The organism is Nocardia sp. NPDC004573 (assembly GCF_053602135.1).
Genome location: NZ_JBSGDA010000001.1, coordinates 287,203 through 314,190, shown reverse-complemented (window position 1 = coordinate 314,190; position 26,988 = coordinate 287,203). Strand labels below are relative to the sequence as shown.

Genomic DNA, 26,988 nt, shown 5'->3' with positions numbered 1-26,988 from the left:
GATGACCAGCATGGAAGCCCGTTTCGGGGATGCCACCCGGACCGTGCCCCTCCCCAATCCGTGGAACCTGACCGCTTACCTGGCCGCCGTGGCCGCCCATCGCGGACGCTCGATCAGCCTGCACCCGGTGCCCAAGGCGATGTTGGCCGACACGGGCTGTGGCGGGGGCGGCCTGTGGGTGGCACGTAAGCACGACGACATCATCGTGTACGACGCCGCGGCGACCGGCCGCAACGCCGATCACGTCATCCTGCACGAGGTCGGCCACATGCTGCTGGGTCACCACAAGGACCAGGAGCGCGGCGATCCCTTGCCGCCCGCCTTGTCCGTCATCCTGCCCTCGATCTCCCCGCAGTCGATCGAACACGTGCTCGGCCGTGCGGAGTTCGGCGCCGATCGCGAGCGGGAAGCGGAGGTCTTCGCGGACATGACCATGGTGTACGCGACGCTGCCGCGCCGTCGCAGGCGCTCGTTCCGGCTGTTCGGGCGGGGCAGGTAGCTACCAGCGGTCGTAACCGCCCTCGGGTAGTCGTCGCGCGCCGGTGCGCAGGTCGTCGACGAGATCCTGGTAGCCGTCGGCCAATTCGTCGATCCTGATCCACGCGTCGTAGAAGACCGAATCGGGCGCGTGGGTCAGCGTCGCGAACGCCTGGGCGGCCAGCATGGCCAGCCGGTCCACCATCCGGCCGACGGTCTCGGCGTGCTCGGGCGCGGCGGGCGGCGGAATCGGCGTCGCGAGCGTGACCCAGCGGTCGATGCCGCGCACCAGTTGCGCTCGGCGCCGATCGAGTTTGTCGCACCGGCTCGCCGGGGTGCGCTCGCGCGTCTGATGCAATTGCGCCAGTTCTCCCGCCGCCTCCAGCATCGGATGATCCATGTGCGGCAAGCCTCGGAAGGCGGCCAGCAGGAGTTCTTTGCCAGGGATCACCCGGGCCTCGGATATCTGATCCACTTCACGGACCCCCATTCCGACCAGGGTGGACGCGTTTCGTGAGCGTCCTCGATGCCTTGCCTCGCCGGTGTTCCGGCACTGCCCGAACATCCACATGTGCCCAGCGTGACCGAGAACGGCGGCGGCCGCGCCGGATTCGGTCACTTCCGCCTCCGCGACACGCCCACCGGCCTGATTCTCGGCGCCGCCCCGATGCCACCCCAATGGCAAACATCCAGTGATCGCAGGTTTTTCGACGATAGAGCCGTCTCCGCTGCGATTATTGCCAACCCGTGCGACACGCCAGCCAATCCCTGGAGAGCCGAGCAAACGCCGACTGATGATCGCGCAAATACGGCGAACGCGGCGGTCCGGGCTTCCGGCAGGCCGCGGCCCGATATCCGGCCGGCGCGCACACGAAGGCATCGATGGCCGCGGGGTCGATGTCACGGGTCACCGGGTGGGCGGCGATCGGATCCGCCACACCGGCGGTCGCGATGGACGGAGCTGAGGAGACGGCTTCGCGCATACCCGAACTACCAGCGCCCACAGACCCGGCCATGCCTGGGGAAGTCACATGATCGATCGGCACTCGAAAGTCCCTCTGGCGGGCCGCGACTCTCAACCGTCGCAGACCGACCGCCCGCGACCGGGCGTTCAGGAAACCGTTTCGCGCGCGTCCAGGTAGTCCCGACCGCCGATGTAGGTGGTGTGGCCCGGGTCGGCGGGGGCGGTGGTGGCCGCGGCGACGGCGGTGGCGAAGTCCGTGACGGTGGGCAAGTCGCCCTGCGTGCGGCGCGCGGCGACGGCGTCGGGGTTCCGGCGCTCCAGCAGCTGGACGATGATCGTGCCGTCGATCATGTCGCCGGAGACGACGTGCAGCGCGATGCCTCCGGCGGCGAGTTCGGGGATCATGGCGCGGAGCGCGTCCTCGCCCGCACGCTTGCTGGCCGCGATGGGTTCGTAGTCCGCGGGGACCGGCTTGCGGCCGTGGAAATGCGCCTGATGACTGGTCACGAACACGATCCGCGCGCCGGACGGCATGTGCGGCACGGCGAGCCGCACCAGCCGTTCCTGCGCGTCACGGTTGAGGGCCATCGCGTATCCTGGCGCGGCGTTGCGCTCCAGCCCACCGGAAGCGTTGAGCACCAGCACGTCCAGCCGTCCGAACTCCTCGACGACCGCGGCGATCAGCGCACGGGCCGAGTCCGCGTCGGCGATGTCGGCGCCCACGGTGGAGGCGCTGCCGCCCGCCTGCCGGATCGACTCGGCCAGCGCATCGGCCCGCTTGGCTTTCTCCCGGTAGTTGATCACCACGTGGTCGCCCCGCGCTGCCAGCACCCGAGCGGTCTCCGCGCCGATACCGCGGGAGGCGCCCGTGATCAGAACGATTCGCCGTCCGGTCGTGTCGTCCACCGTCACCCTCTCGGTCCACCCGGCGACCCGGGCCGATGCTTCTGATTCAGAACTACTATGCTGCTTCTAAATGAGAAGCGCAAACGAACCGAAGCCGCCGCGCGGCCGGGAGGACCCGGCGAACGCGCCGCTGCTGGCCACGATGGATCTGCTCGGCCAACGCTGGATCCTGCGCATCCTGTGGGAACTGGAACCCGACCGCCTGGGCTTCCTCGAACTGCGCAGGCGCATGGGCAACTGCTCTTCCAGCATGCTGTCGGTGCGCTTGCAGCACTTGCAGTCCGCGGGCTTGATCGCGAAGAACCCGGACAAGTCCTACGAACTGACCACCGCGGGCGTCGAACTCGGCACGGCACTCGAATCGGTCTGGGACTGGTCGCGCCGCTGGCGCGTGACCACCCCCGCGTTTGACCTTCGAGTTGGTTGAGACTCCATGATGGCCCCGTGGTGAGTACGGAGTCGACAGGGTTGATCACGATCGGTGTGCTCGCACGGGCCAGCGGGCTCACGGCAAGCGCGCTGCGGTTCTACGACGACTGCGGCCTGCTCGTTCCCGCCCGGGTCGACCCACTGACCGGATACCGCTACTACACCGAGGCGCAGCGGGAGCGGGCGACGCTCATCCGGCAGCTGCGCGCAATGGATCTGCCGCTGGAGGCGATCGCGGAGATTCTCACCGGCGACGCCGAGCACGCAGGGTTGCTGCTCGACCGTCACGTGGCGGCACTGGCACGGCGAGCGCACGAGGCCGCTCGCGTCGCCGCCGTGGTCAAGCGGTCACTCGGCGCGCACGTGGCAATGGACGCGGCGGTGCTGGCCGAGGCGCTCGAGCAGGTCCGCGCCGCCGCGGCTCGTACCCGCGAGATTCCCGTACTGGCGGGCGTTCTCCTGGAAGCGAGCGCGAACGCCGTGACTCTCACGGCCACCGACCGATACCGCCTGTCCACCCGCACCGTGGTGGCGAACCGGCAGCACGGCGGCAATTGGTCCGTGGTGCTCGATCCGGACGGGCTCGAGTCGATCGCCGAGACGCTGCGCGGCATGGACGAGGTCGTCGCCGCACCGGCCGACGGCGGACTGATTCTCGCCGGAGACGGCGGAGAACACCGCTCGGCCGTCATCGACGGCGAATTCCCCGACCATCGCGCCCTACTGGCTGGGCTGGGACCGGTCCGCACGAGGGTGCTCGTCACCCGGCACCTGATGCTGAACGTTCTCGAAAAGATCGCTGTGACAGTTCGATTCGATATCCGGGCATCCGAGGTCGTGGCCCTCGAACCCGGCGCGGCGCATCACATGCCCGCTCAGGTCACCGGCTCCGCCGTCGCGCTGTCGTTCGATCCCGCGACGCTGCTGCCCGCCGTCCACACCGCGCTCGGCCCCGATCTCATGCTCGACATCATCGCCGCCGATCAACCGGTGATCCTGCGTTCGGCCACCGACGGAGATCTCACCACCCTGGCCATGCCGGTCCGACCGCTCGACGAGAACGCTTCGGCATAGTCACCCCGTCGCCCACGGCCGGTATCGGTGCCTTCGCTGCGCCGCCCGTTCGTCGTGCCCGTCGGCGGCGCGACCCGATCGCGCGTCCCGCCTGCCTCCGGAGACATCCGATGTCGGCCCGCCACCGGACACTCGAACTCGCCTACGACACGCGACCTCATCCCACACCGAAGGAGACCCGGATGAACCCGACCCACGACCCCACCATGGACGCCATCACCAGCGCTGTCGCCCTCGGTCATGACGGCCGACCGAACGACGCGCGCGACGCTCTGCTCGCCGTATGGGCCTCACTCGGGCCGCAGGGCGACCCGCTGCACCGTTGCACGCTCGCCCACTATCTGGCCGACCTGTACGACGACGCCGCCGAAGCGCTCACCTGGAACATCCGGGCACTGGACGCCGCCGACAGCCTCTCAGACACCCGCGCACAGGACTATGACCGATCGCTGCGAGTGGCCGCGTTCTACCCGTCACTGCATCTCAACCTCGCCGACGACTACCGCAGGCTCGGTTCGTTCGACGCCGCACAACGCGAAATCGACGCCGCTCGCACACGACTGCACACCCTCGCCGACGACGGCTACGGGGCGATGATCCGGACGGCGATCGAAGAAGTCGAATCGGCCGTCCGCGAACGGCGCACCGAACCCCGGGCCTCGGCGCCGAAGGGTGGACGATAAGCCCGAGCGGCCCGCACCGGATCGGTGCGGGCCGCTCGGGAAATGGTCCTACTTCAACCGAAGCTTGCCGAACAGACCGTCTTTCTCGTCGTCGGGTCCGGCCGTGAAGTAGAGCGAGTCGGCGTCACCGAGGCTCTCGCCGTTGCCGAACATCAGCGCCCACAGCCCTTCGATCGCGACCGGCTTGCCGTCGGCATCGCGCAGGTAGTCGGCGAACTTGCCGGTGGTGTCGTCGTAGGCCAGCACGTGCCCGGCGCCGCCGAAGTTGCCGACCAGCAGTTTGCCGCTGAGCGGACCGAACCCGTCCGGCGCGATCGTCACCGCCCAGGGCGCGTTCAGGCGCTTGCCGTCATCGATGATGCGCACCAGCTTGCCGCCTGCGTCGAACTCGGCCAATTTGCCCTTGTCCGGTTTGCCGCCCGCTTCCCGCTCTTCGTCCTTGTCGAGTGAATCCTCCTCGCCGGCGTCGAACGTGGTCGCGTCCTTCTCGTCCGGCTGCGTGGTGGCGTAGGCGACGAACACCCGGTTGCCGATGGTCGAGACGTTGAACGGCGCGGGATCGCCGGGCTTGGCCTTCTTACCCTTCTCCGGCGCGGCCGGGTCGATCGCGTCGCCGGTGGCGAACGGGTTGGCGAAGCCGATGGTCGGTATCGGCTGCCAGTTCTTGTCGAAGGTCCGCACCTGTGGGTCGGCGCCGAAGTCGGCGGCCAGCAGCTTGTCGCCGGAGGGGGCGAGCGCGATCCCGAAGAACTGCATCCCCTGCGCCTGGCCGTCGAAGACCAGGTTGGCGGGCCCGTCGTGGCGCACGATCCGGCCCTCGAAGCCCAGTTCGGTCCAGGCGGAGATCTTGCCGGAGTCGGTGGCGAAGATGAACCGCGCCGAACCGTTGAGCGGCCCGCCTTCCGCCTCGACCGGCTGGTCGCGTACGACGAACAGGTCGGAGGTGATCGGCGCCGGGTTGAACACCACGCCGGTGGTCTTGCCCGCGCTCTTGTCCGAGGTGTCGGCGTCGGCGCCGGGGATGGTGACGATCTTCAGATCGTCCTGGAAGAGCTTGTGCAGCTTCTCGTCCGAGGACTTGGTCACGTCACCGACGAATTGGAACGACTTACCGCCCGCGCCGACCCAGAAGTGCCCGCCCGCACCCTTGGGGCGGTTGGCCAGCCCCCAGGCGTTCACCAGGTCGGGGAAAACGAACTGCGCCTTGTACTCCGCGTTGTTGGCCGCGAGATTGGTCTGGACGTATTTGTTGCCGTCGAGCGCGGGCACCTCGTCCGACTTCGAGTCCGAGCAGCCCGCCGCGACGATCAGCGCGACACCAAGCGCCGACGCGCGCAGCAGACCACTTCGGGTCCGCGACCGAGGCGTACCGCCACGACGCGACTCATTCCAGCGTCCGTTCAACTTACTGTTTCCTTTCCGACCACACCACATTGGTGATAAGGCGAAGCTAACCTTAGCGTGCGGCAAATTCGGGAGTACCCGAACGGTTGGCCGGGCACGGGTTTAGGCTGTTCGCCGTGGTCGAACCCCAGCCTGCTATTGCCCTGCACCCCGATATCGCTCCGCTCGCTCCACTGCTCGGCACGTGGCGCGGCAATGGGCAGGGTGAATACCCGACCATTCAGCCGTTCGGCTATGTCGAGGAAATCCGGTTCGGCCATCTCGGCCGACCGTTCCTCACCTACCGGCAGAAGACCCGCGCCACCGACGACGGCCGGCCGCTGCACGCCGAGACCGGCTATCTGCGTCGCCCGCGCCCCGACCGCGTCGAATTGATCCTCGCCCATCCCACCGGCATCACCGAAATCTGTGAGGGCTCGCTCACGATCGAGGACGGCACGCTGCGCATGGAATTGGACTCCACCGCCATCGGGCGCAGCAGCACCGCGAAACTCGTCACCGCTCTCGGCCGGTCGCTGCACGTGTCCGGCGACACCATCGACTACACGCTCCGGATGGCGGCGGTCGGCGAACCGCTGCAGCATCATCTCGCCGCCACCCTGCGGCGGAACTGATCCACGCTAGAAAGCGCTCGGCAACCGGCGGCGCCCGATGCTCAGCTCGCCGACCAGATCCTCGTAGGCGACCGCCGATTCGGCCAGCCGCTCCCACGCGAACCACAGATCCCACTCCTGATCGTCGGCCATGGCCGCGTACGCGCATGCGCTGAGCCGCGCCAAGCGGTCGACCACCGAGCCGAACGATTCGGTGTGCAGATAGGCTCCGCCGCGCGCCCTGGGCAGACGAACTTCGATCCAACGGTCGATGTCCCTGATCAACCGGTCCCGCTGCCCATCGGCGCCGCAGCGACATCCCCGATCCGTGCTGATGCGGTGGAAATGCAGGTCGGCCAGGGTACGCGCCCGCAGTAGCACCGGATGTCCCGGTGGCGGCACGCCCTCCCGGCAGGCGTGCAGCAGTTGACTTCGCGTCGGCAGTCCGTCACTCATACCGCGCCTTTCCTACCCGCGCGCGCCAGCACGCAGTCCACGATCACCATCCCGGACGGACGGAACGTATCCCGCGGCGGCACCACCCATCGACGAAATCCTCCGTTCGCGTCTGCGGGTGACGGCAACCCGATTTCGCTGCCGAAAGGCACGATCGAAACGTCGATCCGGAACAACGCGGCGAACAGGCGCACGTCGTCGGGTACATCCGGCCGGCACAGGAAAGTCCATCGGCGAGAACGAATATGCGCGACCACCGGGCCGACCGCCTGTCCACGGAACAGCATGTCGTCGCGCACGCACTGCCCCAGCCCGTCGGGCATCGTGATCCCGCCCACCACACCCGCCTTTACGACGATGCGGCCGATCTCCGGATGTATCCCGGCGGGCAGCCCACAGGTGCGGCGGTAAAACGCACAGCGAGACGCGGGTGTGTCCGCGAATGCCGCATGATTCATGCACCAGCCTCGATTCACATAGTTCGGTACGCGAGAAATCCCGGACGCTGGACCTGGAACCGTTGGCGCGGTTAAGGTTTCAGCACTTCTTCGATTGGGTCCGGGCGCGTTCAGTGAAGCACCGGATATCGCTGGGCGGGAATGTTCTCAGTGGTGGAATCGGGCGGAAATCGCCCAGGTTCCAAGGTCCCCCGCCATTCGGTTCCAGTTAGGTACCCGGCCAATACTTAGGCTACGAAAGGGAATTCGTCGTGAGTTCAACCGGTTCCACACTCCCCCGCCGGATGCTGGGGCGGCAGCTGCGTGAGCTGCGGATCAGCTCGGGCGTGAGCGCGGAGTACGCACGGGATGCGATCGGCGTCGGGAAACAGACCCTGTGGCGGATGGAGACCGGGCAACCGGTCCGGCTGAACCCGTTGTTCGTCGAACGGCTGTGCAAGGTGTACGGAGCGTCGGACGAGCTGACCAGCGTGTTGCTCGGGCTCACCGCAGAAGCGAGCCGGAGCGGGTGGTGGCACGCGTACGGAGACACTATTCCAGCGCATTTCGACCTGTTCGTCGGCCTGGAGGCGGCGGCCAACCGAATATTCTCCTATCAAACGACGCTTCTGCCAGGGCTGTTGCAGACTGCTGAGTATCGGCGTGCTATGACCTGGGTAGGAGCGCCCTCGATGCCCACAGCAGAAGTCGAACGGAGAATCGAAGTGTTCCTGCTCCGGCAGGCGCGTCTGACTGCGACCGAGAACCCGCTTCGCTTCGATGCCGTCATCGACGAGGCCATGCTGCACCGAGCCATAGGTGGCGCAGCGGTAATGGCCGATCAACTCGGGCACCTCGCCGAGGTCGGCCAGCTGCCGAACATCTCGGTGCGCGTCGTTCCGCTCGGTGCCGAAGCGTATTTCGGGCTGGCCGTCGGCGCATTCGTCTTGCTCGACTTCCCTCGTCATCCGACTGCACATCTGACGGAACCATCGGTTGTCTACGTACAGGGCCACACCGGTGCCCTGTACCTTGAGAAGTCCGACGAGGTACGGCAGTACGAACGGGCCCGAGCCGACCTGCAACGGTCAGCGCTGGATGAGTCCCGTAGCCGCGACCTCATCCGCGAGATCGCGAAGGAGTACGCGACATGAGCGCAGAGCTGGCGGCGGCTACTTGGTTCAAGAGCACCCGCAGCAGTCCCAGTCAAGACTGTGTCGAGGTCGCGTTCCTCAGCGGCGGGTCCGTCGGCGTACGCGACTCGAAGAACCCCGACGGACCGACCCTCGTGTTCACACCGAACGTGTGGGATTCGTTCACCGGCCTCATGGCCAGATGTGATCTCGACGCGGCACAGGCCCTGACCGACCTCTGACAGCACCCCGAACTCTCCTCTCGGAGGTTCGGGGCACTCACCCGATTCGACGAGTTCTGGACCGTTGAGGCCGCTTGCACCCAGGCAAAGCCCCCGGTAGCGTCGACATTCGCTGCGGGGGGCGGAGAAGCCGGTCCGGCCTCGATGAGCCAGGGACACTAACCGGTGTGCAAGGGGAAGCAATGACATCAGGGCGGAATGCGCGGCGACTGACCATCCTCGCCCTCGGCACCGTACTTGTTCTGGCCGGTTGCGACTCCTCGGCCGACACCGCCACGCCGACCGGAGGTGTCTCAGCCAGCCCGAGTATCGCCCCTGACGTGCCCACCGGCTATGACCCGTGCACCGACATTCCACAGAGTGTGCTCGATTCGGAGAGCCTGCGCCACAAGACCAACGAAGACCACAACGCATCGGGGGGAGTCAAATGGCGTGGTTGCGGTTGGGTTCAGCCCGACGGGTACGCACCCGCCATCACCAGGACAAATATCACCGTGGAGATGGTGCGGGACAAGAAGTTCGCAGATACCCACGAATACACCATCAATGGTCGCCGCGCCATCTCCACACGGCAGGTCGAAGAACACCCCGACGCGGTGTGCACGATCAATGTGGAGATGAAGGGCGGAAGCCTCGAATTCTTCTTGAGCAATCCGCCGTCGAATCGTAAGACGGGCCAGCTCGACACGTGCGCGCTCGCGAAGACGCTTGCGGAGAAGGTAGTGCCGACCATGCCTGCCTCAGTCTGAAGTACGCGGAGGCGACCGAACTCACCGGGAGGGAGCAGCACATGGGTGACGACAGCACACAGCCGCTTCGGCCTATGGCCAACGTCTTGAACGCGGCGCGGGAGGGACAGCTGGGTATCCAAATGTCCGCAGAGGATTTTATCTATATAGACCGAGACTGCGAGTACTTCAAGATCGCCATTCGATCGATCCAGCGGTCCATGGATTTTGTTTCACGGCAGCCTCACTGGGGCCTGGGCGAGGGCAACGGTGACCTGATCTCGGCAGGAACGCTGGTCGATAGATTCAAGGAGAAGGCTCGCGGTGCCAAAGACCTCAACAGCGTCCACCAGATCATGGAAGACCACTATCGCATCGTCGAGGACATCCAAGAAGTGCACCGGCTCGCCCGGGATCGAATCATGCAGGCAGACAGCGACTTCGCCGCAGAGTTCAACAGACTGAACGCCACCCTGCCCGAGCGCCCTCCGGTCGGAGTCCAATTCTCACCGCCCAAGCTTCCGACGGGGACAGACAAATGAGCGGCTACGAGAACAAGCGCATCCCGAACGGTGGCGAGCACGCCGACAGCTGGGAACACTCGCGGATCAACGACACGTTCAAGCCGCTCAACCCCACGGATGCGTTCACTCAAGCCGACACATACTGGCAGGCTCGCAACGAGTGGGAGCGAGGTGTCGAAACCTTCGCGCGCTCGATCCAGACTTCCATCGCTCAAGCCTGGTCCGGCCCCGCCGCGGAGCAGTCCAAGAGCGCCATCGCGAAGTACACCAGCGAAGCGCAGAATCTGACGACGTCCCTCGAGGAGCTGTACTACCGGGTCCGCGACGCCGCCACCGCGATCGCCGATACGAAAAAGGCGCTCCCCGATCTCATCGATTTCACTTTCGGTGAGCGCATCTTCCACCCGACGCGCTGGAGCCTCAACGGCGAACGATCCGAGGCCGAGCAGTCGGCGCGGGTCGCGATGAAGGAGTTCTACGTACAGCCGTTCAGCGAAATGGACGGCAAGATCCCGGTGCTCCCCACGCCGGTCGGCCCCACCGCATCGGTGGACATCCCAGCGCCTCCGCCGGGCGGCTACAAGAACGACGACAGTAGCGGACCCACTTCGAACGACGCAGGCAACGGTCCCACGACCGATTCCGGCACTCCCGGCGACAAAGATGGCAACGGCAAGCCCGACGAGACGAGCACCGAAGAGCAGCAGTCCACTGACGAGTCGAATCAAAACGAGCAATCCGCCGAAACGACAACGGACGACACTTCGACTACACCCGCAGGTGTGAACCCCACGTCCACCACTCCCGCCTCCACCACGGACCCGACCAAGACTGCGCCGGCGGGCACCCCGACTCCGCACAGCCCCGGCACACCGGGTACCCCTGGCACGCCCAGCACGACGAACCAGCCGCAACAGCCACGCAGCGTCCCCGGCACACCCGGAACGCCGAGCACGTCGGTACATCCTGCGGCTGCGGCGAGGGCCACCTCCGGACTGCGCGGTGCGAGCGGCATGCCGGGCATGATGGCGCCCGGCGCTCGCGGCGGCGGCAAGGACGACGAGTCCGAGCACAAGACGCCGGACTACCTGATCACCCAGGAGAACACCGACGAACTGCTCGGTGAACCTCCGCGAACGCTGCCCGGCGGCGTCATCGGCGGCACGCCCGACTGATCGGGCCGCACAACTTCTCGACTCCACGCACGCCCGCCTGCCGTATCGGTGAGCGGGCGTGCGCGCGTGAACAGTGGCCGCTTCGACGCGGCCGGATTGGACCTCTCACATGGCTGAATGGACCTGGGAACCGGACGACTTCGCCGCTCTCTGGTACGGCGACGCACACGATCGCATCCCCAGCCCCTTGCGCTACACCAGCCGTTTCGCCTTCCGCGACGACTTCGCCGCCCACCGCGCCGCCGTGTGGGACCGCTACTCCGCGGACGAACTCGACGAGATCGGCGCGGCCTTCCGCACCTTGGGCGACTCCCATCTCCGGATCGAGATCCTCGGCGGCACCTGCAAGCACAAGAACAGCACCGGCCCCCACGACATCCGCGAGTACCGAATCCTCGGCGCACGCGACAGCTACCGCGCCGTCGTCCTCAGCCAAGCGGGCAATCAACACGAACACGGCCCGATCCGCGCGCGCCTGTTCCCCGCCGAACAACTCCCGGCACGCCTCGTCAACGCCATCCCCGCCTGCACGCCCGGAACGGAGAAACCCGCCACCTTCCACCCCGACGACCTGGCCCCCCGCCGCGACACCTACCTCCAGGACAACGCCCGCAACACCCCCCGCGAGCAATACCAACGCCTCCTCGGCCGCCCCGTCGACGGCGGCGGCACCGCAGTCCTCATCACCGCCCCCCTGCACACCCACACCAAACCCACCAAAGTCCTCCAATGGCACGACATCTCCACCGACGGCCGCTACACCGAACACCGCACCGACCACATCACCATCCGCCCCACCACCCCCACCGACCTGACCACCCACTTCACCACCTGGATCACCCAAGCCCTCGAAGCCGCCCGCCCCGAAAGTTGGTAGGCGCGTAACCAACTCATTGCGCAGCCGCTTGCCGATGGCCCGTACCGCCGGTAGTGTCGGGAACCCAATGGGGAGTTGATCGGCCTGCTCGAATTGTCGACAGGTCGCCGAGAGGGGAGGTTTCGCCAGTATGAGTATCCCACCCGCAGAGTGCGGTAAACGGCGGCTTGCCGGGCATCGGGCGCTGTCGAGTTCGAAAGCGGACAAGTGACGGCACACACGCCACCTCCATGGGACGACCGGGATTATTGGGATGACCCACCCCGATGACGGGGGCCGACGGCACACTAATTCGGCGGATGCCGAGCAAGATAGCGTCGCGACCGGTATCGACAGCGACACATTCGCGCTGCCACAGAAATCCGCGCTGATATCGGTGAGAGTAGGTGAAGACTGCCTGCCCACCGAAGTGAAACTCAGTCGCAGCTGGAAGGACAGCTGGGAGCCGTCGCAATATGCGGAGAGCATCATGACCGCATACAAATACGCCCTCTATGAACGGCAGATTCGCTATGCCGAGTCCGGGTCGATTCCGAAATCGACGATGCCATCCTTGCACGATGTCGCCCCTGCGCTTCTGCAAACGCGAGACACTCACGAATACCAGGAGACCTTCGCACGCCTGATAGGTCCCGTCACGTACGAGGCACACGGCCCCGGATTGACCGAATCCGACGAGCCTGCGCTCACCGTGACGGCGAATGAAAGAAGGATCACAGCCATCCGACTCGATCCGCGATGGGCGCAGGCTGCCGAACCTTTCACGATCGCCCACGACATCGTGGCATGCGCCGATCAAATTCGCGCAATGAAGCCGGTTTTAGCCAGAGATCCTTATCTCGATCGAGAATCAGAGGCCGAGGTCTCCAAGCGCCTTGCCGAGCACATTCGAAAACTGACCGAAAACGAGATCTGATGGCCGACAATCTATCCGTAGAACTGGACCTTCTCGAACAAGCTTCGAAAGCTTGGACCGACACCGTGGATCAGGCGCTCTATAATGCCGCGGATCAAATAGAGCCGCTGAAGTTCTCCAGGATTCAATTCGGAATCTTCCAGATAACCTGGGTTCAGTACACCCAGACCGCCGCCTATATCCAGGATCGCCTCCGAGAAGGCGGCACCGAGGCCACCGAAATGGGTGTCGCATTGCACCGAGCGGCGGCCACTTACAGAAGTCAGGACGAGGCGATCGAAGGCGACCTCAACAAATTAGATGTGGACTTCAGCATATGACCGAAACGCTCAAAAAGGAAGACCTGGACAAATCAATCGGCGACTTCAAGAAGGCGTGGGATGATTGGAACAATCTTCCGAGCAAGCTGAACGACGCAGTAGACGGCTTGAAGTGGAAGGCGCCGCCGCTCTATGCGCTGGTGACTTCTAAGCGCGACGACGCACAGGTAGAACTCAAGAAGGTGATGGACAAGTTCGTCGAGATCGGCGAGGGAATTGCCGCGCCCTACCTGTTTATCCAGTACGCGGCCGACTGGCAAGCGGTAGCCTCAACGGTACGTGGCGCAGAGAACGCACAATCGAATCCTGTCATCAGCCTGGACGGGCATTGGACAGGAGCCGCGAAGGATCGTTACAGCGCGTCCCGGACGAGCCAACAGCAGGCGATGGCCACCACCGCAGATTTATGTGACAAGGTACACGATCAGTTGATTTCCTTGGCCAGAAGCGGACATGCGCTCTACACCGAGATCGTCAAAGGCATCGTTGGATATTACGCCAAGATTGTCGAGTTGATCGTCGATATCGCCGAGATAGTCGGGGCGTTGGAGGCTGCCGGCGTTGTCGGACAACTAGCTGGCCAGGCACTCACCACGATGGCGGATCTGTTCACCGCAGCACTCGGGAATCTGCAAGAGCAGGGAATCGCGGCGAACGAACTCAAGAATCTCAGGAACAACCCGCGCGGGCTGCCGAACAACACGTGGCCGAGTTCGGTCTCCAACACGTTCGAGGACCCGAAGCTATGGGAGCTGGTAGTCAAATGATCTCGCCACATCACACCGCCCGGCGATTGATTCGGTGTACTTCGACCATTGCGGCGATAGCCATCGCCTGCACCCCGCTCGGCTGCGGGTCGACACCGGACACCGACATCAGTCCGATCACGACAAGTACGGTGGCAGCGTCAACTACACCCAGGAAAATCGACAGTTGCCTGCCGATGCTGAAGATCAAAGACCCAGAGCTGGCGAAATTCGCGGATGCACTGCGGCTCCCGCCCGAGGTCAACCTCTTCGATGTGAACTTCGGAATTGCCGCCGACAAACATGGTAGCGCTATAGTCTTGGTTCATCTCTGTGTACCAGCGTCGAAGAATCCCGATGGACTTCGGCCGATAGCAACCACTGTTGCCCACGCTTTGAAGAAGAGTGAATTGGGGGCTCGCACAGGAACCCTGTACGTCACCGACACCGGCTCCGCGAAAGTAAAGTACCGAGCATATCTGGTGGACCACGACTTCCAAGCGCATCCATGGGACGGCACTCCATCTCCGGAGGCAGAACTCGCGAGGTGGGAGATCTACGACGTGCCGTGACACCACGCGGACCATGCGCGTCACCCAGCTGCGATGCGTTTGAGGGATCGCTGCTCAAAACATCCGGCTGCTGTTCGCTATTGACGCCGGAGCATCGCGTGATGGATGTAGTACTTGTCCACCTGGCGGGTGAAGACGCTCACCAGTTCCCAGCCGAAGTGGATGTCCAGCCATTCGACGCAGGAGGTCAGCGTCGACAAACTCGCCTGGTGGTTGGCTTTCAGCAGGCCCGCATCCCAGGCGAGACCTCGCCGGGGTTGCGCGCAGACGACCAGATACTTGCGCCGGTAGGTGCGCATGTCGACGATTCCGTTCAGCACTGCCCTGGCGTCGAGCACCGGACCTGGGCCCGCCGGAAGCGATGGCGGCTGACCGTTCACGCTTGCTCTCCTACCCGCGCGGGTCGACTGGTCCGACCGAGCCGTGCATCCGTGGCAGTTCAACGGAGGCCGACCAGCCCCGCACATCGAATTCCGCACCGATTGTCGCGGTCAATGAATCCCCCTCGGACGCAACGTGCTCCGACAGCACGACTGGGCCCACTTTACCGCCCCCAGCAGGTGCCGACGGATTTCGCGGGACCGTCGCCCTCCCCTTTGGCCGGACTGCCGCCGCCGCGTCGCCTCCCGCTGCGGCACTGGCGGTACGGACCGCGGCTGTCGGGAAGAGCGCCGGGCGCGGAGTATCCCTCCGTCTGGACGAGATCATCGCCGCGACATCTGCTCGCGGCCGGGGGTGGCCTACGGCTCCATGCTGGTGCGCATAGCGACCAGCATCGACCCTCGCGCCCTCACCCGTGCCAGCACTGGTGATCGCCGACCGCATCACCCCGGCGCACCGTTCGCGCCTGCTCGCTGAGCTCTCCCGAATCGCGGCCAGCGCCTCGGCGCCTCGGCGACGGGACGGCCCGGCCGCGGCCGCCAACTCCCACGGTTGGTGGAGTTGATGGAACTCGAGACGGGACATTGCGGACCGCTCGAAGCGCCGGACGAGGTGGCGGCGTTGCTGCGGTGCATCCTTCCGGCGGCCGAGGCAGTATGAGCCCAGCGATGATTCACAAGGGCACCGCTGGAGAAAACGGACAAAAACGGAGTGGGTGGATTATTGCCGAGGTAGCGGCGCGGGGCCCTAATGGAAAGTGCCGGGTCACTGAGTGAGTCGGGGCGCCCTCCCCGGTGCAGAGGAACAATCTCTACGGAACCAGGAGGCATCGCCGTGCCCACCATCACTTCTCTCACCCCGACCTCGGGCCCGACCACGGGAGGCACCAGCGTCACGATCACCGGTACCGGATTCACCGGCCCGCTGACCGTGCGTTTCGGGTCCACGGCAACGACTTTCACCATCGATTCCGCGATTCAGCTCACGGCCATCGCTCCGGCGGGGTCGGCGGGCCCGGTGCAGGTGACGGTCTCGGACTCGAGCGGGACCAGCAACGGAGCCACCTACACCTATCTCGCCGTTCCGTCCTTGAGTTCCATCGCGCCCGGCCAGGGGTCCACCGCCGGCGGGACCACGGTCACGCTCACCGGGTCGGGGCTGACGGGCGCCACCGCGGTCACTTTCGGCACCACACCGGCGACGTCGTTCACCGTCGACTCGGACACGCAGATCACGGCTGTCGCTCCGGCGGGCACGGGCATCGTCTCGGTCACCGTCACCGCTCCGGGTGGCACGAGCAATGGGGTCACCTACACCTACGTCGTGGTGCCCACCATCTCGGCGCTCACGCCGACTTCGGGGCCCACGTCGGGCGGAAACAACGTCACGATCTCCGGCACCGGGTTCACCGGTCCGCTCACCGTGCGGTTCGGCAGCACCGCGACGACTTTCACCGTCGACTCCGCTCTCCAGATCACCGCCGTCGCGCCGGCCCACGCGGCGGGCGATGTGCAGGTGACCGTCACCGGGTCCGGCGGTACCAGTAACGGCGTCACGTACTCCTACGTCTGATCGAGACAGCGATCGGGCCGCTGCCGGAGCTTCCGGCGGCGGCCTGATCGCGTCGTGTGCGAGGTTACTGCGCAAGGCCCGTCGCCCGAAGGTGCCGACTAAACCGCGCATAGGTGGCAGCCGGCGGACTCGGGCACCGAAACCGGCTGCCCGTACTCGAACCGGCACGATCTCGACAGACTTTGCGCACGTGTGGTTTCCGTACCGAAGGCCAACTCCGAGACGGAGCGGATGAATTCGGCTCGCCGCACCGGCGAGAACCACACTGCGGCAGGGCCGGACGATGCGGCCGGACCGGATCTCACCTCCGCCTGGTCAATACGTGGCAACAATCTGGAAAACGGACAAAAACGGATCATCCGTCGCGTTGCCGACCCGCTGATCCTGGGGCATAACGGAGTTAACCGGTTCGCCACCAGCGTCGCGCACCCCGGTACAGAGGAACCAGCAAACAGAGAGGCAGTGTCATGCCTACCTTCCTCTACCCCTCGGCGGGACACCACTCGCGGACTCGACGCGTCACGGCGGCAATCGACATTCCGGTAATCGGCGCCGCTCCGGCGCAGGCCGCGGCAACGCGCCACGAAGCTTCCACGGACGCATACGGGTTCGCCTAGATTCCACGGCCCGGGAGGCACTTCAACGACACGACACCGTCCGAACACCAGGCCGGATCGTGTTCTAAACAAACCCAACGGTGGGTTTTCAGACGGCGGGCTCCGGCATCGGCCGACAGCACCGTCGATACCGAAGAAGAAAGGGAAGAACCGATGAACAAGGTGATCACCATCCTGCACAGCGAGCCCGTTCGCGCATTGCTGTACCCACTGCTGGTAGCGCTGATCGGCTACGGCGTCACCAAGGGCGTCGTCTCCGCCGACCTCTCGGGGTTCGTCCTCGCGATCGTCGCGGCGGCACTGGGCTTGCCCGCAGTCGAATCGGCGCGCCGCCGGGTGAGCCCGGCGCCACCGGATAGCGGTGAACCCGCATGAGGGCCCAGAAGAACAAAACACGCCACGATCCCTTCGAGGTGGTGCTGTGCGCCGTATTCGGTGTCTCGATGCTTTTGCACTGCGTCTACGGCCCACCGCCGGCTTCGGCGACCGCGGCCATGCCCGCGGGATTTCGCACGCTGTGGCTCGTTCTGATGCTCATCGGCTGCCTGGCGACGCTGGTCGGCCTGTTAGCCCGGCGTGTCTGGGGTTATCTGGTCGAGCAAGTCGGCTTAGGAGCGCTCGGCTGGTCCCTGGTGGCCTTCGGCGCGCAACTGCTGCTGCTGCAGATCCAGCACCGAACCCTCGGTCCGGCCACGGTTCTCGGCGGTCCGCTGCCGATCGCCCTGGGTGTCGCGTTCCTCTGGAAGCGCCGACAGGTGCTGCAGGACGTCCGGACGCTGCACGCGGTGAAGATTCGGGAGGCGTCATGAACCTCATCCAGCAGTCACCGGTCTTCGCGGCGCTGGTGCTCATCGCCAGTTCGTCGGTGCTGTCGGCGGCCGTGACGGCGTGGTTCAAGCGCGGCGACGTCGACGCCCATATGACGAAGACGAAGGCCGACGCCGCGAAAGTATTGAGCGACTTGGCCATTTCGCAGACACAGCAGATGTCCGAGCAGATGGGCGAGTTCCGCATGGCGCTGCGGGTGCATCGGGAGTGGGATCGGAAAATGGTGACGCGCGCACGACAGGCGGGCATCGAATTCGACGACCCGCCCGAACTGTTCTTGTGAACCGAACCGGACGTCTGCCGAGCGGGACAGCAGGGCGTTCCCCGATGGTCGCCGAACATTCGCGGCCAACCGCGCCTTCGGTGACCCTCTTCGGACCGCAAATCTTCGGCGGCGCCTCGACGCCGCCGAAAAGGCTGCTGGCGCAACGGCTGCCAGGGCGTTTTCCGGGCAAGTGCCCACACCGCCACCGGTCCGAAAACGGACCAAAACGGATTGCGAGACACATTGCCAGGCCCCCGATCGCGGGGTGTGATGGAAACAGCCGGGCCACTGGAAGATCGGGCGCCCCCCGGTACAGAGGAACAATAACCACGGCAAAAGGAGGCAGCGTCATGCCTACCATCACCTCTCTGTCCCCGACTTCGGGACCGAGCACCGGGGGAACGAGTGTCACGATCACGGGCACCGGATTCGGCGGTCCCACGACCGTACGGTTCGGCGGCACCGCGACCACTTTCACTCTCGACTCCGCCACCCAGATCACGGCCATCGCTCCCGCCGGTTCGGTCGGTACCGTGCAGGTCACCGTCAGCGACTCCAGCGGGACCAGCAACGGAGTCGCCTACACCTATCTCGCTGTTCCCGCGTTGAACAGCATCACTCCGAACCAGGGGTCCACCGCGGGCGGAACTTCCGTCACGCTCACCGGATCCGGCTTCACCGGCGCCACCGCGGTCACGTTCGGCAGTACACCGGCGACTTCGTTCACGGTGGTCTCCGACACGCAGATCACGGCCGTCACCCCGGCCGGAACCGGAATCGTGCCGGTCACCGTCACCGGTCCGGGCGGCACCAGCGGCGCCGTGCCCTACATCTACGTCGTGGTCCCCACGATCACGTCCATCTCGCCGACCTCGGGTCCGACCGCGGGCGGGAACAGCGTCACCATCACCGGCACCGGATTCACCGGCCCGCTGACCGTGCGATTCGGCAGCACCGCGACGATTTTCACGATCAACTCGCCGACCCAGATCACGGCCATCGCGCCACCCGGGACAGGCACCGTGCAGGTCACCGTCACCGGCTCGGGCGGCACCAGCAACGGCGTCGCCTACACCTATGCGGCGGTCCCCGCACTGACCAGCATCGCTCCCAGCTCGGGACCGGTGACCGGCGGGACGACGGTGATCCTGACCGGAACGAACCTGACCGGCGCCACGGCGGTCACTTTCGGTGGCACACCGGCGACCTCGTTCACCGTCAACTCCGCCACCCAGATCACCGCGGTCGCACCCGCCGGAACAGGGACCGTGCAGGTCACGGTCACCACTCCCGGTGGTACCAGCAACGGCGTCGCCTACACCTACGTCGCGGTTCCCACGCTCACCACGGTGGTTCCGAGTTCGGGGCCGGCTGCGGGCGGGACGACGGTGATCCTGACCGGAACGAACCTGACCGGCGCCACAGCGGTCACTTTCGGTGGCACACCGGCGACCTCGTTCACCGTCAACTCCGCCACCCAGATCACCGCCGTCGCACCCGCCGGAACCGGCACCGTGCAAGTCACGGTCACGACCGCGGGCGGAACCAGCAACGGCGTCGCCTACACCTACATCCCGGTTCCGACCGTCACCGCGGTGGTTCCGAACGTAGGCCCGGTATCGGGCGGCACAACCGTCGTGATCACGGGAACCGGATTGACCGGAGCCACAGCGGTCACTTTCGGTGGCACACCGGCGACCTCGTTCACGGTCAACTCCGCCACCCAGATCACCGCGGTCGCACCCGCCGGAACCGGCACCGTTCAGGTCACCGTGGCCACTCCCGGTGGTACCAGCAACGGCGTCGCCTACACGTATGTCGCGGTCCCCGCGATCACCGCGGTGGTCCCGAACGTGGGCCCGGTGTCGGGCGGCACAACGGTCGTGATCACCGGCACGAATCTGACCGGAGCCACAGCGGTCGATTTCGGTGGCACACCGGCGACCTCGTTCACGGTCAACTCCGCCACCCAGATCACCGCCGTCGCACCCGCCGGAACCGGCACCGTGCAAGTCACGGTCACGACCGCGGGCGGAACCAGCAACGGCATCGCCTACACCTACATCGCGGTCCCCGCGATCACCGCGGTGGTCCCGAACGTCGGATTGGCGGCCGGTGGGACGACCGTCGTCATCACCGGCACGGGCCTGTCCACCGCCACGGCAGTGAATTTCGGCGGCACACCGGCGACCTCGTTCACGGTGAATTCCGATACCCAGATCACCGCCGTCGCACCCGCAGGAACCGGCACGGTGCAACTCACCGTGACCACCGCGGGCGGAACCAGCAACGGTGTGGCTTACACCTACATCCCGGTTCCCGCCCTCACCACGGTGCTTCCGAATGTCGGACCGGCGTCGGGTGGTACGACAGTGATCCTCACCGGGACCGGGCTGACCGGAGCCACAGCGATCGATTTCGGCGGCACGCCGGCGACCTCGTTCACGGTGAACTCGGATACGCAGATCACCGCCGTCGCACCCGCAGGGACAGGTACAGTGCAGGTCACCGCCACCACCTCCGGCGGAACCAGCAACGGCCTCGCTTACACCTACATCGCGGTTCCCACGCTGACGGCGGCGGTGCCGAATGTGGGCTTGGCATCGGGCGGCACGATCGTCGTCCTCACCGGGACGGGGCTGACCGGAGCCACAGCGGTCGATTTCGGTGGCACACCGGCGACCTCGTTCACCGTCGACTCCGCCACCCAGATCACCGCCGTCGCACCCGCCGGAACCGGCACGGTGCAACTCACCGTGACCACCGCGGGCGGAACCAGCAACGGCGTGGCCTACACCTACATTCCGGTTCCCACTCTCACCACGGTGCTTCCGAATGTGGGATTGGAAGCCGGCGGGACGATCGTCGTCCTCACCGGGACGGGGCTGTCCACCGCCACCGCGGTCGATTTCGGCGGCACACCGGCGACCTCGTTCACCGTGAACTCCGATACACAGATCACCGCCGTCGCACCCGCCGGTACCGGCACCGTCCAAGTCACCGCGACTACGGCAGGAGGAACCAGTAACGGCGTCGCCTTCACCTATCTGGGCGTTCCCACACTCGTCACGGCGCTGCCGAATGTGGGGCCTGCCGCAGGCGGGACAACGGTCGTCATCGCGGGCACGAACCTGCTCGGAGCCACCTCGGTCGATTTCGGCGGTACACCGGCGGCGTCGTTCACCGTCGACTCCGCGCTCCAGATCACGGCGGTCACACCCGCCGGGACGGGAACCGTACAACTCACCGTCACCACTTCGGGAGGCACCAGTAATGGTCTTGCTTTCACCTACATCTGACGGCTGAAGCGGCCGGGCCGTCGGCAGGCATTTCGCCGACGGCCCGGTTTCGTCGCGGTTGAGCGAATACGACATGAGTCTCCGTCACCGTGGACGGAGGCTGCAGGGGTAAGGGGGTTTCGTTGGCGACCGTACTGAAGATGCTGCTGGCGGAGCGGCATCTCAAGAGTCATCACGATTTTCTGGCCGCGTACGACAGGTGCGCGGCGCGCCTGGATCCGCCCATCCCGCCCGGGCATGGGCCTGCGAAGGCGCAGTACTACCAGTGGTTGTCCGGACGCATGATCGGACTTCCGCGCGACTATCACTGCCGGGTGCTGGAACGCATGTTTCCGGGCTGGACCGTGGAGGGATTGTTTCAGATGGCCAACTCCACACCCGCCGAGCTCCGTTCGCACGAGACGGTTTTCTCCGGCGCCGATGCCTCGCTCGAGGCGTTCCTCGGCGCCGAGATGACCACCAACGGAACGACGCTGGTGTATCCGGTGTTCGAGCTGGCACGGCCTTCGGTGGAAGCGCTTCGGGCGGCCGGCATCGGCGGGCACCGGGTGTTCGACAAGCAGGGCAGCGTGTTCCCGGCGCGATACGACGTTCCATCCGTAGTGGGTGAGAACGAGCTTCGTGGATTGCTGTACGTGCTGTCGTTCCTGCAACGCCACACCAGCATCCCGGTCGACGTCCGCAGCGACCGCGATCACGTCGTCCACCGCGACCGCCCGTACATCAGCTTCGGGCTCAGCGGCAACGACTGCCTTCGCCGGTACCTGGACACCGCCGAGCGTCCGCTGTTCACCCTGTGGGACAGCACTGCGGAAGACCGTGCCCATACCGTGTACCTGCGGCTGGCCGACGGAAGTAGCTACAACTCCGGCGATGACCGCAACATCGGCATAGTCGCCCGGGTACGCCCCGACGCCGATCGGCATCCCGGCCGATATCGGATGTACTGCGGCGGTCTGGGTGCACGCGGCACCGCCGGAGCCGGTTGGTATCTCGCCAACTCATGGGGGTCGCTGCAGCAACGGGCCGGTGATCGGGATTTCGTCGCGGTCATCGGTGTCGACGAGTACGCCGACCACACGATCAGCTTGGAGCATCTGCTGATCGAGTCGGCCGCCGGTGAATGACCGGCCGCTCCGCCGGACTCGGATCGGTGTGCGTGCACCGTTCCGAGTTCGGTCCCGCGACGTTCCGTACCAGGGCACGCGCTGTTCCGAGTCGGCAGCGCATCAGTATCCGGGAGGCAGTGCCGCCAGCATGTCGCGTGTCACCGCGACGGCATTGTCCGAGCTGCCACCTTCGACGAGCAGCGTGGCGAACGCGAGATCGCCACGGAAGCCGACGAACCAGGAGTGCGACCCGCCGTCCACTTCGGCTTCACCGGTCTTGCCGTAGACCGGGCCTTGATCGGCGATCCGCTCGGCCGTGCCGCCGACGACCACCTGGCGCATCATCGTGCGCAGCCCTTCGATGACATCGGGAGCCAGCGCCGGGCGGTCACCCTCGATCTGCGTGGGCCGCCCCGCGATCAGGTACGGCACCGGGGCCGAGCCGTGCGCGATGGTCGCCGCCATCAGCGCCATGCCGAACGGGCTGACCACCACTCTGCCCTGACCGATGCCGTCCTCGGTGCGCTGGATCAGGTCGTCGGCGGACGGCACCGCGCCGGAGGTCGTCGGCAGCCCCACCACCGAATAGGTGGGTCCGACACCGAGCTTCGCCGCGGTGTCGTGCAACGCGGGACCAGGCAGCTCGCTGGCGAGTTTGGCGAAGGAAGTGTTGCAGGATCGCTCGTAGGCCGTGGACATCGGCACGTTCCCGACGGTGAACAAGTTGTAGTTGGGAATGGTCCGCTCGCCGATGACGATGCGGCTCGGGCACGGCAGCACCGTATCGGGTGTCGCGAGGCCATTCGCCATGGCCGCGGCCGCGGTGACCGTCTTGAACACCGAGCCGGGCGGGTACTGGCCGATCGTCGCGAGCGGACCGTCCCGGTCGGCGGCCTTGTTCTGGGCCACCGCCAGAATCGCGCCGGTGGACGGGCGCAGCACCACCATCATGGTCTGCTCGGTCCGAGGTTGCACGGCGCGCTGGGCGGCGTTCTGCACGTTGCGGTCGACGCTGAGCGAGAACGACGGCGCGGGTTGCGAGGGCACGTCCAGCAGCACGTCGGTGTCGGCGCCGTTGGCGTTCACGGTGACCACGCTCCACCCCGCCTTGCCGTCCACCTCCGCGATCACCGTTTTGCGCACCTGGGTCAGCAGATCGGGCGCGAAATCCCGATCGGTGGCGACCAGGTCCCACTGCTGGGTCACCGTGACGCCGGGCAGCCCGATGAGATCGGTGGTCACCTGGCCGGATTCGACCTCGTTGAGCAGCGCGACCGTATAGGCGCCCCGGGCCGCCTTCGCCTCATCGAGAATCGACTCCGGCGTCAGCGACTTGTCGAAACGGTGTAGTGCCGCGGCCAACGCCGTGGCCACGCTTCCCGGATCGGCGGCGTCGGCCGCGACGAACGCGACCCGCGACACCTTGCCTGGCACCATGACGTCGCTGCCGGACTGCTCGTTGACTCGCGCGCGCGGCGGCGGATTGGAGCGCAACACCATGGTCTGGGTGTCGCCGAGTTTGGGGTGGATATCGGACGAGGTCCAGCGGACCATCCAGCGTCCGTTGCTGCGCCCCATCTGCAACTGGCCCGAATACTTCCACGTCCGGTTCTTCGGCAGCCGCCATTCGTAGGTGTAGTCGACGGTCGCGGTGTCACCGGTGACGCGGGCCGCGCCGGTGCGCGCGGTGAGCTGTTCGGCTTGCAGCTGGTCCCATGCGGAACGCAATGCGGCGCTTGCCTTCTCCGGCAGATTGGTGAGCCCGGCGGCGGCGCTCACGCGGTGCTCGGCGAACGCTTTGACGAATGCGTCCGCGGCGGGAACAGGCCCTTGCGGCTCGCTCGCACAACCGGCGGCGGCCACCGTGAAGGCCGCGACGGCGAGCGAGAGAAGCATCCGAGTCCACATCGGGACCGATCGTAATAGTGACTGCCGGGCAAACGCCTGCGGCACTCCGGGATTCGCCGTGCCCTGGGCGCGCTCAGTCGACCAGTACGGTGGCGAACGTCGCGATCTGCCGGAACCCGACGCGGCTGTAGGCGCGGCGGGCGATCGCGTTGTAGTCGTTCACGTACAAGCTCGCGGTGCGACCCGAAGCGACCACGGCGTTCGCGACCGCCGCGGTGCCCGAGGTGCCGCACCCCTTTCCCCGGTAATCCGGATGCACCCAGACCCCTTGGATCTGACCCGTGCGCCGGGACAGCGAGCCGACCTCCGCTTTGTAGACCACTTCCCCGTCCTCGAAACGGGCCCACGCGCGGCCGGATTCGATCAAGCTCTGGATGCGGCGGCGATAGCCGCGGCCACCGTCACCCGCGCGCGGATCGACGCCGACCTCCTCGATGAACATGGCGATCGCGGCCGAGAGATAGCGGTCGAGCTCGTCGCGGCGCACCCGGCGGACCTCCGGGTCGGGCGTGGCCATCGGCGGCTGAGCCAGCGCCAGCAGCGGCTGTTCGCCGCGTAGCTCCCGCTCCGGACCCCAGTGATCGGCCAGCATCTCCCACAGCGGCAACGCCAGTTCCCGGCGCCCCACCACCGAGGAACAAATGCGGGGCCAGCGGATCGCCCGGTCGGCGAAGGCACGCAAGGCGTCCCGATTCCCGAGCAATGGCACCAGGTTCGCACCCGAGAAGCACAGCGACTCCGCGGGGCCACCCCTGCTCCAGAGCTCGCCCTGGCCGCACCGGTTGTCCAGGCCGAACTCCTGCAAGCGGGCGGCGACCATACACGAGGCCACCGGATCGGCATCGAGCACACGCAACACCTGAGCAAGATCCCGATTAGCGAGCTGCCGCGCAGGGGCGTATTTGGCCCGTCGCGCCGGCTCCAGCAGACTCCGCACGGTGACAGCCTGCCACGAACCGGCGCGATGCGGTATGGCTATGTCGAAAGCGCTGGTGAGCGGCGGCTCAGCTGACGGTGACGACCGGTTCGCCGGTGCCCGCGTCCTCGCCCATCTCCTCGGCGATGCGCATCGCCTCTTCGATGAGCGTCTCGACGATCTGCGCCTCCGGGACGGTCTTGATGACCTCACCCTTGACGAAGATCTGGCCCTTGCCGTTGCCGGAGGCCACCCCCAGGTCGGCTTCGCGCGCCTCGCCGGGACCGTTCACGACGCAGCCCATCACGGCCACCCGCAGCGGCACCGCCATGCCCTCCAGGCCCGCGGTCACCTCGTTGGCCAGGGTGTACACGTCGACCTGAGCGCGCCCGCACGAGGGACACGACACGATCTCCAGCTTGCGCGGGCGCAGGTTCAGCGACTGCAGGATCTGCCCGCCGACCTTGACCTCCTCGGCAGGCGGCGCGGACAGCGAAACACGGATCGTGTCGCCGATGCCGTCGGCCAATAGCGCGCCGAAGGCGACCGCCGACTTGATCGTGCCCTGGAACGCCGGGCCCGCCTCGGTGACGCCGAGATGCAGCGGGTAGTCGCACTGTGCGGCCAGCTGCCGGTAGGCCTCCACCATGACCACCGGGTCGTTGTGCTTGACCGAGATCTTGATGTCGCCGAACCCGTGCTCTTCGAACAGGCTCGCCTCCCACAGCGCCGACTCCACCAGCGCCTCCGGCGTGGCCTTGCCGTACTTCTCCAGCATCCGCTTGTCCAGCGAACCCGCGTTCACGCCGATGCGGATCGGGATGCCCGCCGCGCCCGCGGCCTTGGCGACCTCCTTGACGCGGCCGTCGAACTCCTTGATGTTGCCGGGGTTGACCCGCACCGCGGCGCATCCGGCGTCGATCGCGGCGAAGATGTAGCGCGGCTGGAAGTGGATGTCGGCGATCACCGGAATCTGGGATTTCGTCGCGATCGTGGCCAGCGCGTCCGCGTCTTCCTGACGCGGGCAGGCCACCCGCACGATGTCACACCCCGACGCGGTCAACTCCGCGATCTGCTGCAGGGTGGCGTTCACGTCGTGCGTCTTGGTCGTGGTCATGGACTGCACCGAGATCGGGTGGTCGCTGCCCACCCCGACATTGCCCACCATCAACTGGCGGGTCCTACGCCGTGGAGCGAGCACTGCCGCGGGAGCGGTCGGCATCCCCAATCCGATTGTGCTGGTCACCTTCGGCTGCCTACTTTCGTTCGTCGCTGCGACCTGTACGCCCACCGAGCTTAGTCGCGCCCGAGACCGGCCGCCCGTGACGCTCCTGACAACGCCGGGGCCCCTGCGCTGTCGATGCCGGGCCACAACAGTATCGCAGGTGAGCGACGGTCCTCATATCGGCGTCGAAGCGCCAAGGGTTACTCGGACGC

31 protein-coding genes are annotated in these 26,988 nt (G+C 66.3%); 21 read left to right on the top strand and 10 right to left on the bottom strand.

The genetic code is table 11. The features are described 5' to 3' along the window. Nucleotide 1: 1 nt before the first annotated feature. The gene (locus tag ACWEKR_RS01515; RefSeq protein ID WP_159838988.1) at nt 2–499 is read left to right on the top strand and encodes a hypothetical protein; all 498 of its coding nucleotides are present in this window, start codon (nt 2–4) and stop codon (nt 497–499) included. Here the strand turns inward: ACWEKR_RS01515 and ACWEKR_RS01510 are convergent, their stop codons facing one another. Then, nucleotides 500–967, bottom strand: a complete 468-nt coding sequence (locus ACWEKR_RS01510; RefSeq protein WP_195083856.1) for a DUF4254 domain-containing protein — start codon at nt 965–967, stop codon at nt 500–502. A 621-nt stretch (nt 968–1,588) separates the two neighbouring features. Then, entirely contained in the window at nt 1,589–2,347 is a 759-nt protein-coding gene (locus ACWEKR_RS01505) for an SDR family oxidoreductase (protein WP_452352784.1), read from the bottom strand. 70 nt (nt 2,348–2,417) lie between these two features. Here ACWEKR_RS01505 and ACWEKR_RS01500 point away from each other — a divergent pair, with 70 nt between their 5' ends. The 3 genes from ACWEKR_RS01500 (at nt 2,418) to ACWEKR_RS01490 (ending at nt 4,533) form a co-directional block, all read left to right on the top strand. Then, nucleotides 2,418–2,774: a winged helix-turn-helix transcriptional regulator gene (locus tag ACWEKR_RS01500; RefSeq protein WP_452352783.1), complete on the top strand. Its 357-nt coding sequence runs from the start codon at nt 2,418–2,420 to the stop codon at nt 2,772–2,774. Between the two features lie 17 nt (nt 2,775–2,791). Then, nucleotides 2,792–3,850: a DNA polymerase III subunit beta family protein gene (locus tag ACWEKR_RS01495; protein WP_452352782.1), complete on the top strand. Its 1,059-nt coding sequence runs from the start codon at nt 2,792–2,794 to the stop codon at nt 3,848–3,850. Nucleotides 3,851–4,032: 182 nt separating this feature from the next. Beyond that, the gene (locus ACWEKR_RS01490) at nt 4,033–4,533 is read left to right on the top strand and encodes a hypothetical protein (RefSeq protein ID WP_452352781.1); all 501 of its coding nucleotides are present in this window, start codon (nt 4,033–4,035) and stop codon (nt 4,531–4,533) included. 48 nt (nt 4,534–4,581) lie between these two features. Here ACWEKR_RS01490 and ACWEKR_RS01485 read toward each other — a convergent pair whose 3' ends face one another. Then, nucleotides 4,582–5,937, bottom strand: coding sequence for a TIGR03118 family protein (locus ACWEKR_RS01485; protein ID WP_452352780.1), 1,356 nt, complete (start codon nt 5,935–5,937; stop codon nt 4,582–4,584). A 116-nt stretch (nt 5,938–6,053) separates the two neighbouring features. Between ACWEKR_RS01485 and ACWEKR_RS01480 the strand changes: the two genes are divergently transcribed. Continuing rightward, on the top strand, nt 6,054–6,551 hold the full coding sequence (locus tag ACWEKR_RS01480; protein ID WP_452352779.1) for a peroxynitrite isomerase: 498 nt from the start codon (nt 6,054–6,056) through the stop codon (nt 6,549–6,551). Between the two features lie 6 nt (nt 6,552–6,557). Here ACWEKR_RS01480 and ACWEKR_RS01475 read toward each other — a convergent pair whose 3' ends face one another. Then, complete coding sequence (locus tag ACWEKR_RS01475) at nt 6,558–6,986, bottom strand: DUF4254 domain-containing protein (protein WP_452352778.1); 429 nt, start codon at nt 6,984–6,986, stop codon at nt 6,558–6,560. Beyond that, entirely contained in the window at nt 6,983–7,444 is a 462-nt protein-coding gene (locus ACWEKR_RS01470; protein ID WP_452352777.1) for a DNA-directed RNA polymerase subunit beta, read from the bottom strand. The genes ACWEKR_RS01475 and ACWEKR_RS01470 overlap by 4 nt, the downstream gene beginning before the upstream one ends. Nucleotides 7,445–7,728: 284 nt before the next feature. Between ACWEKR_RS01470 and ACWEKR_RS01465 the strand changes: the two genes are divergently transcribed. From ACWEKR_RS01465 to ACWEKR_RS01425, 9 genes are all read left to right on the top strand, one after another. After that, the gene (locus ACWEKR_RS01465) at nt 7,729–8,577 is read left to right on the top strand and encodes a helix-turn-helix domain-containing protein (RefSeq protein ID WP_452353077.1); all 849 of its coding nucleotides are present in this window, start codon (nt 7,729–7,731) and stop codon (nt 8,575–8,577) included. Further along, on the top strand, nt 8,574–8,798 hold the full coding sequence (locus tag ACWEKR_RS01460) for a DUF397 domain-containing protein (RefSeq protein ID WP_452352776.1): 225 nt from the start codon (nt 8,574–8,576) through the stop codon (nt 8,796–8,798). Before ACWEKR_RS01465 ends, ACWEKR_RS01460 begins: the two co-directional genes overlap by 4 nt. Before the next feature lie 167 nt (nt 8,799–8,965). Beyond that, complete coding sequence (locus ACWEKR_RS01455) at nt 8,966–9,547, top strand: DUF3558 domain-containing protein (RefSeq protein WP_452352775.1); 582 nt, start codon at nt 8,966–8,968, stop codon at nt 9,545–9,547. Between the two features lie 41 nt (nt 9,548–9,588). Beyond that, nucleotides 9,589–10,068: a hypothetical protein gene (locus ACWEKR_RS01450; protein WP_452352774.1), complete on the top strand. Its 480-nt coding sequence runs from the start codon at nt 9,589–9,591 to the stop codon at nt 10,066–10,068. Further along, a complete protein-coding gene (locus tag ACWEKR_RS01445; protein WP_452352773.1) occupies nt 10,065–11,225 on the top strand; it encodes a WXG100 family type VII secretion target in 1,161 nt (386 codons plus the stop codon). Before ACWEKR_RS01450 ends, ACWEKR_RS01445 begins: the two co-directional genes overlap by 4 nt. 109 nt (nt 11,226–11,334) lie before the next feature. Further along, the gene (locus ACWEKR_RS01440) at nt 11,335–12,102 is read left to right on the top strand and encodes an ESX secretion-associated protein EspG (RefSeq protein WP_452352772.1); all 768 of its coding nucleotides are present in this window, start codon (nt 11,335–11,337) and stop codon (nt 12,100–12,102) included. A gap of 253 nt (nt 12,103–12,355) precedes the next feature. After that, nucleotides 12,356–13,018: a hypothetical protein gene (locus ACWEKR_RS01435; RefSeq protein WP_452352771.1), complete on the top strand. Its 663-nt coding sequence runs from the start codon at nt 12,356–12,358 to the stop codon at nt 13,016–13,018. Further along, the gene (locus ACWEKR_RS01430; RefSeq protein WP_452352770.1) at nt 13,018–13,338 is read left to right on the top strand and encodes a hypothetical protein; all 321 of its coding nucleotides are present in this window, start codon (nt 13,018–13,020) and stop codon (nt 13,336–13,338) included. Before ACWEKR_RS01435 ends, ACWEKR_RS01430 begins: the two co-directional genes overlap by 1 nt. Further along, entirely contained in the window at nt 13,335–14,105 is a 771-nt protein-coding gene (locus tag ACWEKR_RS01425) for a hypothetical protein (protein WP_195083870.1), read from the top strand. The genes ACWEKR_RS01430 and ACWEKR_RS01425 overlap by 4 nt, the downstream gene beginning before the upstream one ends. 10 nt (nt 14,106–14,115) lie before the next feature. On the opposite strand, the gene ACWEKR_RS01420 is transcribed toward ACWEKR_RS01425, so the two are convergent. Further along, entirely contained in the window at nt 14,116–14,295 is a 180-nt protein-coding gene (locus ACWEKR_RS01420) for a hypothetical protein (protein WP_195083871.1), read from the bottom strand. Here ACWEKR_RS01420 and ACWEKR_RS01415 point away from each other — a divergent pair. Next, complete coding sequence (locus ACWEKR_RS01415; protein WP_195083872.1) at nt 14,282–14,656, top strand: hypothetical protein; 375 nt, start codon at nt 14,282–14,284, stop codon at nt 14,654–14,656. The two genes, ACWEKR_RS01420 and ACWEKR_RS01415, sit on opposite strands and share 14 nt — an antisense overlap. 77 nt (nt 14,657–14,733) lie before the next feature. Here the strand turns inward: ACWEKR_RS01415 and ACWEKR_RS01410 are convergent, their stop codons facing one another. Beyond that, nucleotides 14,734–15,036 carry a hypothetical protein gene (locus ACWEKR_RS01410; RefSeq protein WP_452352769.1) on the bottom strand — a complete coding sequence of 101 codons (303 nt, stop codon included), beginning with the start codon at nt 15,034–15,036 and terminating at the stop codon, nt 14,734–14,736. A gap of 835 nt (nt 15,037–15,871) precedes the next feature. Between ACWEKR_RS01410 and ACWEKR_RS01405 the strand changes: the two genes are divergently transcribed. The 6 genes from ACWEKR_RS01405 (at nt 15,872) to ACWEKR_RS01380 (ending at nt 22,745) form a co-directional block, all read left to right on the top strand. After that, nucleotides 15,872–16,609 carry an IPT/TIG domain-containing protein gene (locus tag ACWEKR_RS01405; protein WP_452352768.1) on the top strand — a complete coding sequence of 246 codons (738 nt, stop codon included), beginning with the start codon at nt 15,872–15,874 and terminating at the stop codon, nt 16,607–16,609. 770 nt (nt 16,610–17,379) lie between these two features. Next, nucleotides 17,380–17,601: a hypothetical protein gene (locus ACWEKR_RS01400; protein ID WP_452352767.1), complete on the top strand. Its 222-nt coding sequence runs from the start codon at nt 17,380–17,382 to the stop codon at nt 17,599–17,601. Beyond that, nucleotides 17,598–18,035 carry a hypothetical protein gene (locus tag ACWEKR_RS01395; RefSeq protein WP_452352766.1) on the top strand — a complete coding sequence of 146 codons (438 nt, stop codon included), beginning with the start codon at nt 17,598–17,600 and terminating at the stop codon, nt 18,033–18,035. The genes ACWEKR_RS01400 and ACWEKR_RS01395 overlap by 4 nt, the downstream gene beginning before the upstream one ends. Beyond that, nucleotides 18,032–18,337 (top strand): hypothetical protein, encoded by a 306-nt coding sequence (locus tag ACWEKR_RS01390; RefSeq protein ID WP_159838936.1) that lies wholly within the window; start codon nt 18,032–18,034, stop codon nt 18,335–18,337. The genes ACWEKR_RS01395 and ACWEKR_RS01390 overlap by 4 nt, the downstream gene beginning before the upstream one ends. Nucleotides 18,338–18,669: 332 nt before the next feature. Further along, nucleotides 18,670–21,618 (top strand): beta strand repeat-containing protein, encoded by a 2,949-nt coding sequence (locus ACWEKR_RS01385; RefSeq protein WP_452352765.1) that lies wholly within the window; start codon nt 18,670–18,672, stop codon nt 21,616–21,618. A gap of 122 nt (nt 21,619–21,740) precedes the next feature. Then, nucleotides 21,741–22,745 carry a hypothetical protein gene (locus ACWEKR_RS01380; protein WP_452352764.1) on the top strand — a complete coding sequence of 335 codons (1,005 nt, stop codon included), beginning with the start codon at nt 21,741–21,743 and terminating at the stop codon, nt 22,743–22,745. A gap of 102 nt (nt 22,746–22,847) precedes the next feature. On the opposite strand, the gene ACWEKR_RS01375 is transcribed toward ACWEKR_RS01380, so the two are convergent. The 3 genes from ACWEKR_RS01375 to ispG form a co-directional block, all read right to left on the bottom strand. Further along, nucleotides 22,848–24,635 (bottom strand): penicillin-binding transpeptidase domain-containing protein, encoded by a 1,788-nt coding sequence (locus tag ACWEKR_RS01375; RefSeq protein WP_452352763.1) that lies wholly within the window; start codon nt 24,633–24,635, stop codon nt 22,848–22,850. Nucleotides 24,636–24,708: 73 nt separating this feature from the next. Then, a complete protein-coding gene (locus tag ACWEKR_RS01370) occupies nt 24,709–25,572 on the bottom strand; it encodes a GNAT family N-acetyltransferase (protein WP_452352762.1) in 864 nt (287 codons plus the stop codon). A 67-nt stretch (nt 25,573–25,639) separates the two neighbouring features. Continuing rightward, on the bottom strand, nt 25,640–26,797 hold the full coding sequence (ispG, locus tag ACWEKR_RS01365) for a flavodoxin-dependent (E)-4-hydroxy-3-methylbut-2-enyl-diphosphate synthase (RefSeq protein WP_452352761.1): 1,158 nt from the start codon (nt 26,795–26,797) through the stop codon (nt 25,640–25,642). Between the last annotated feature and the right edge of the window lie 191 nt (nt 26,798–26,988).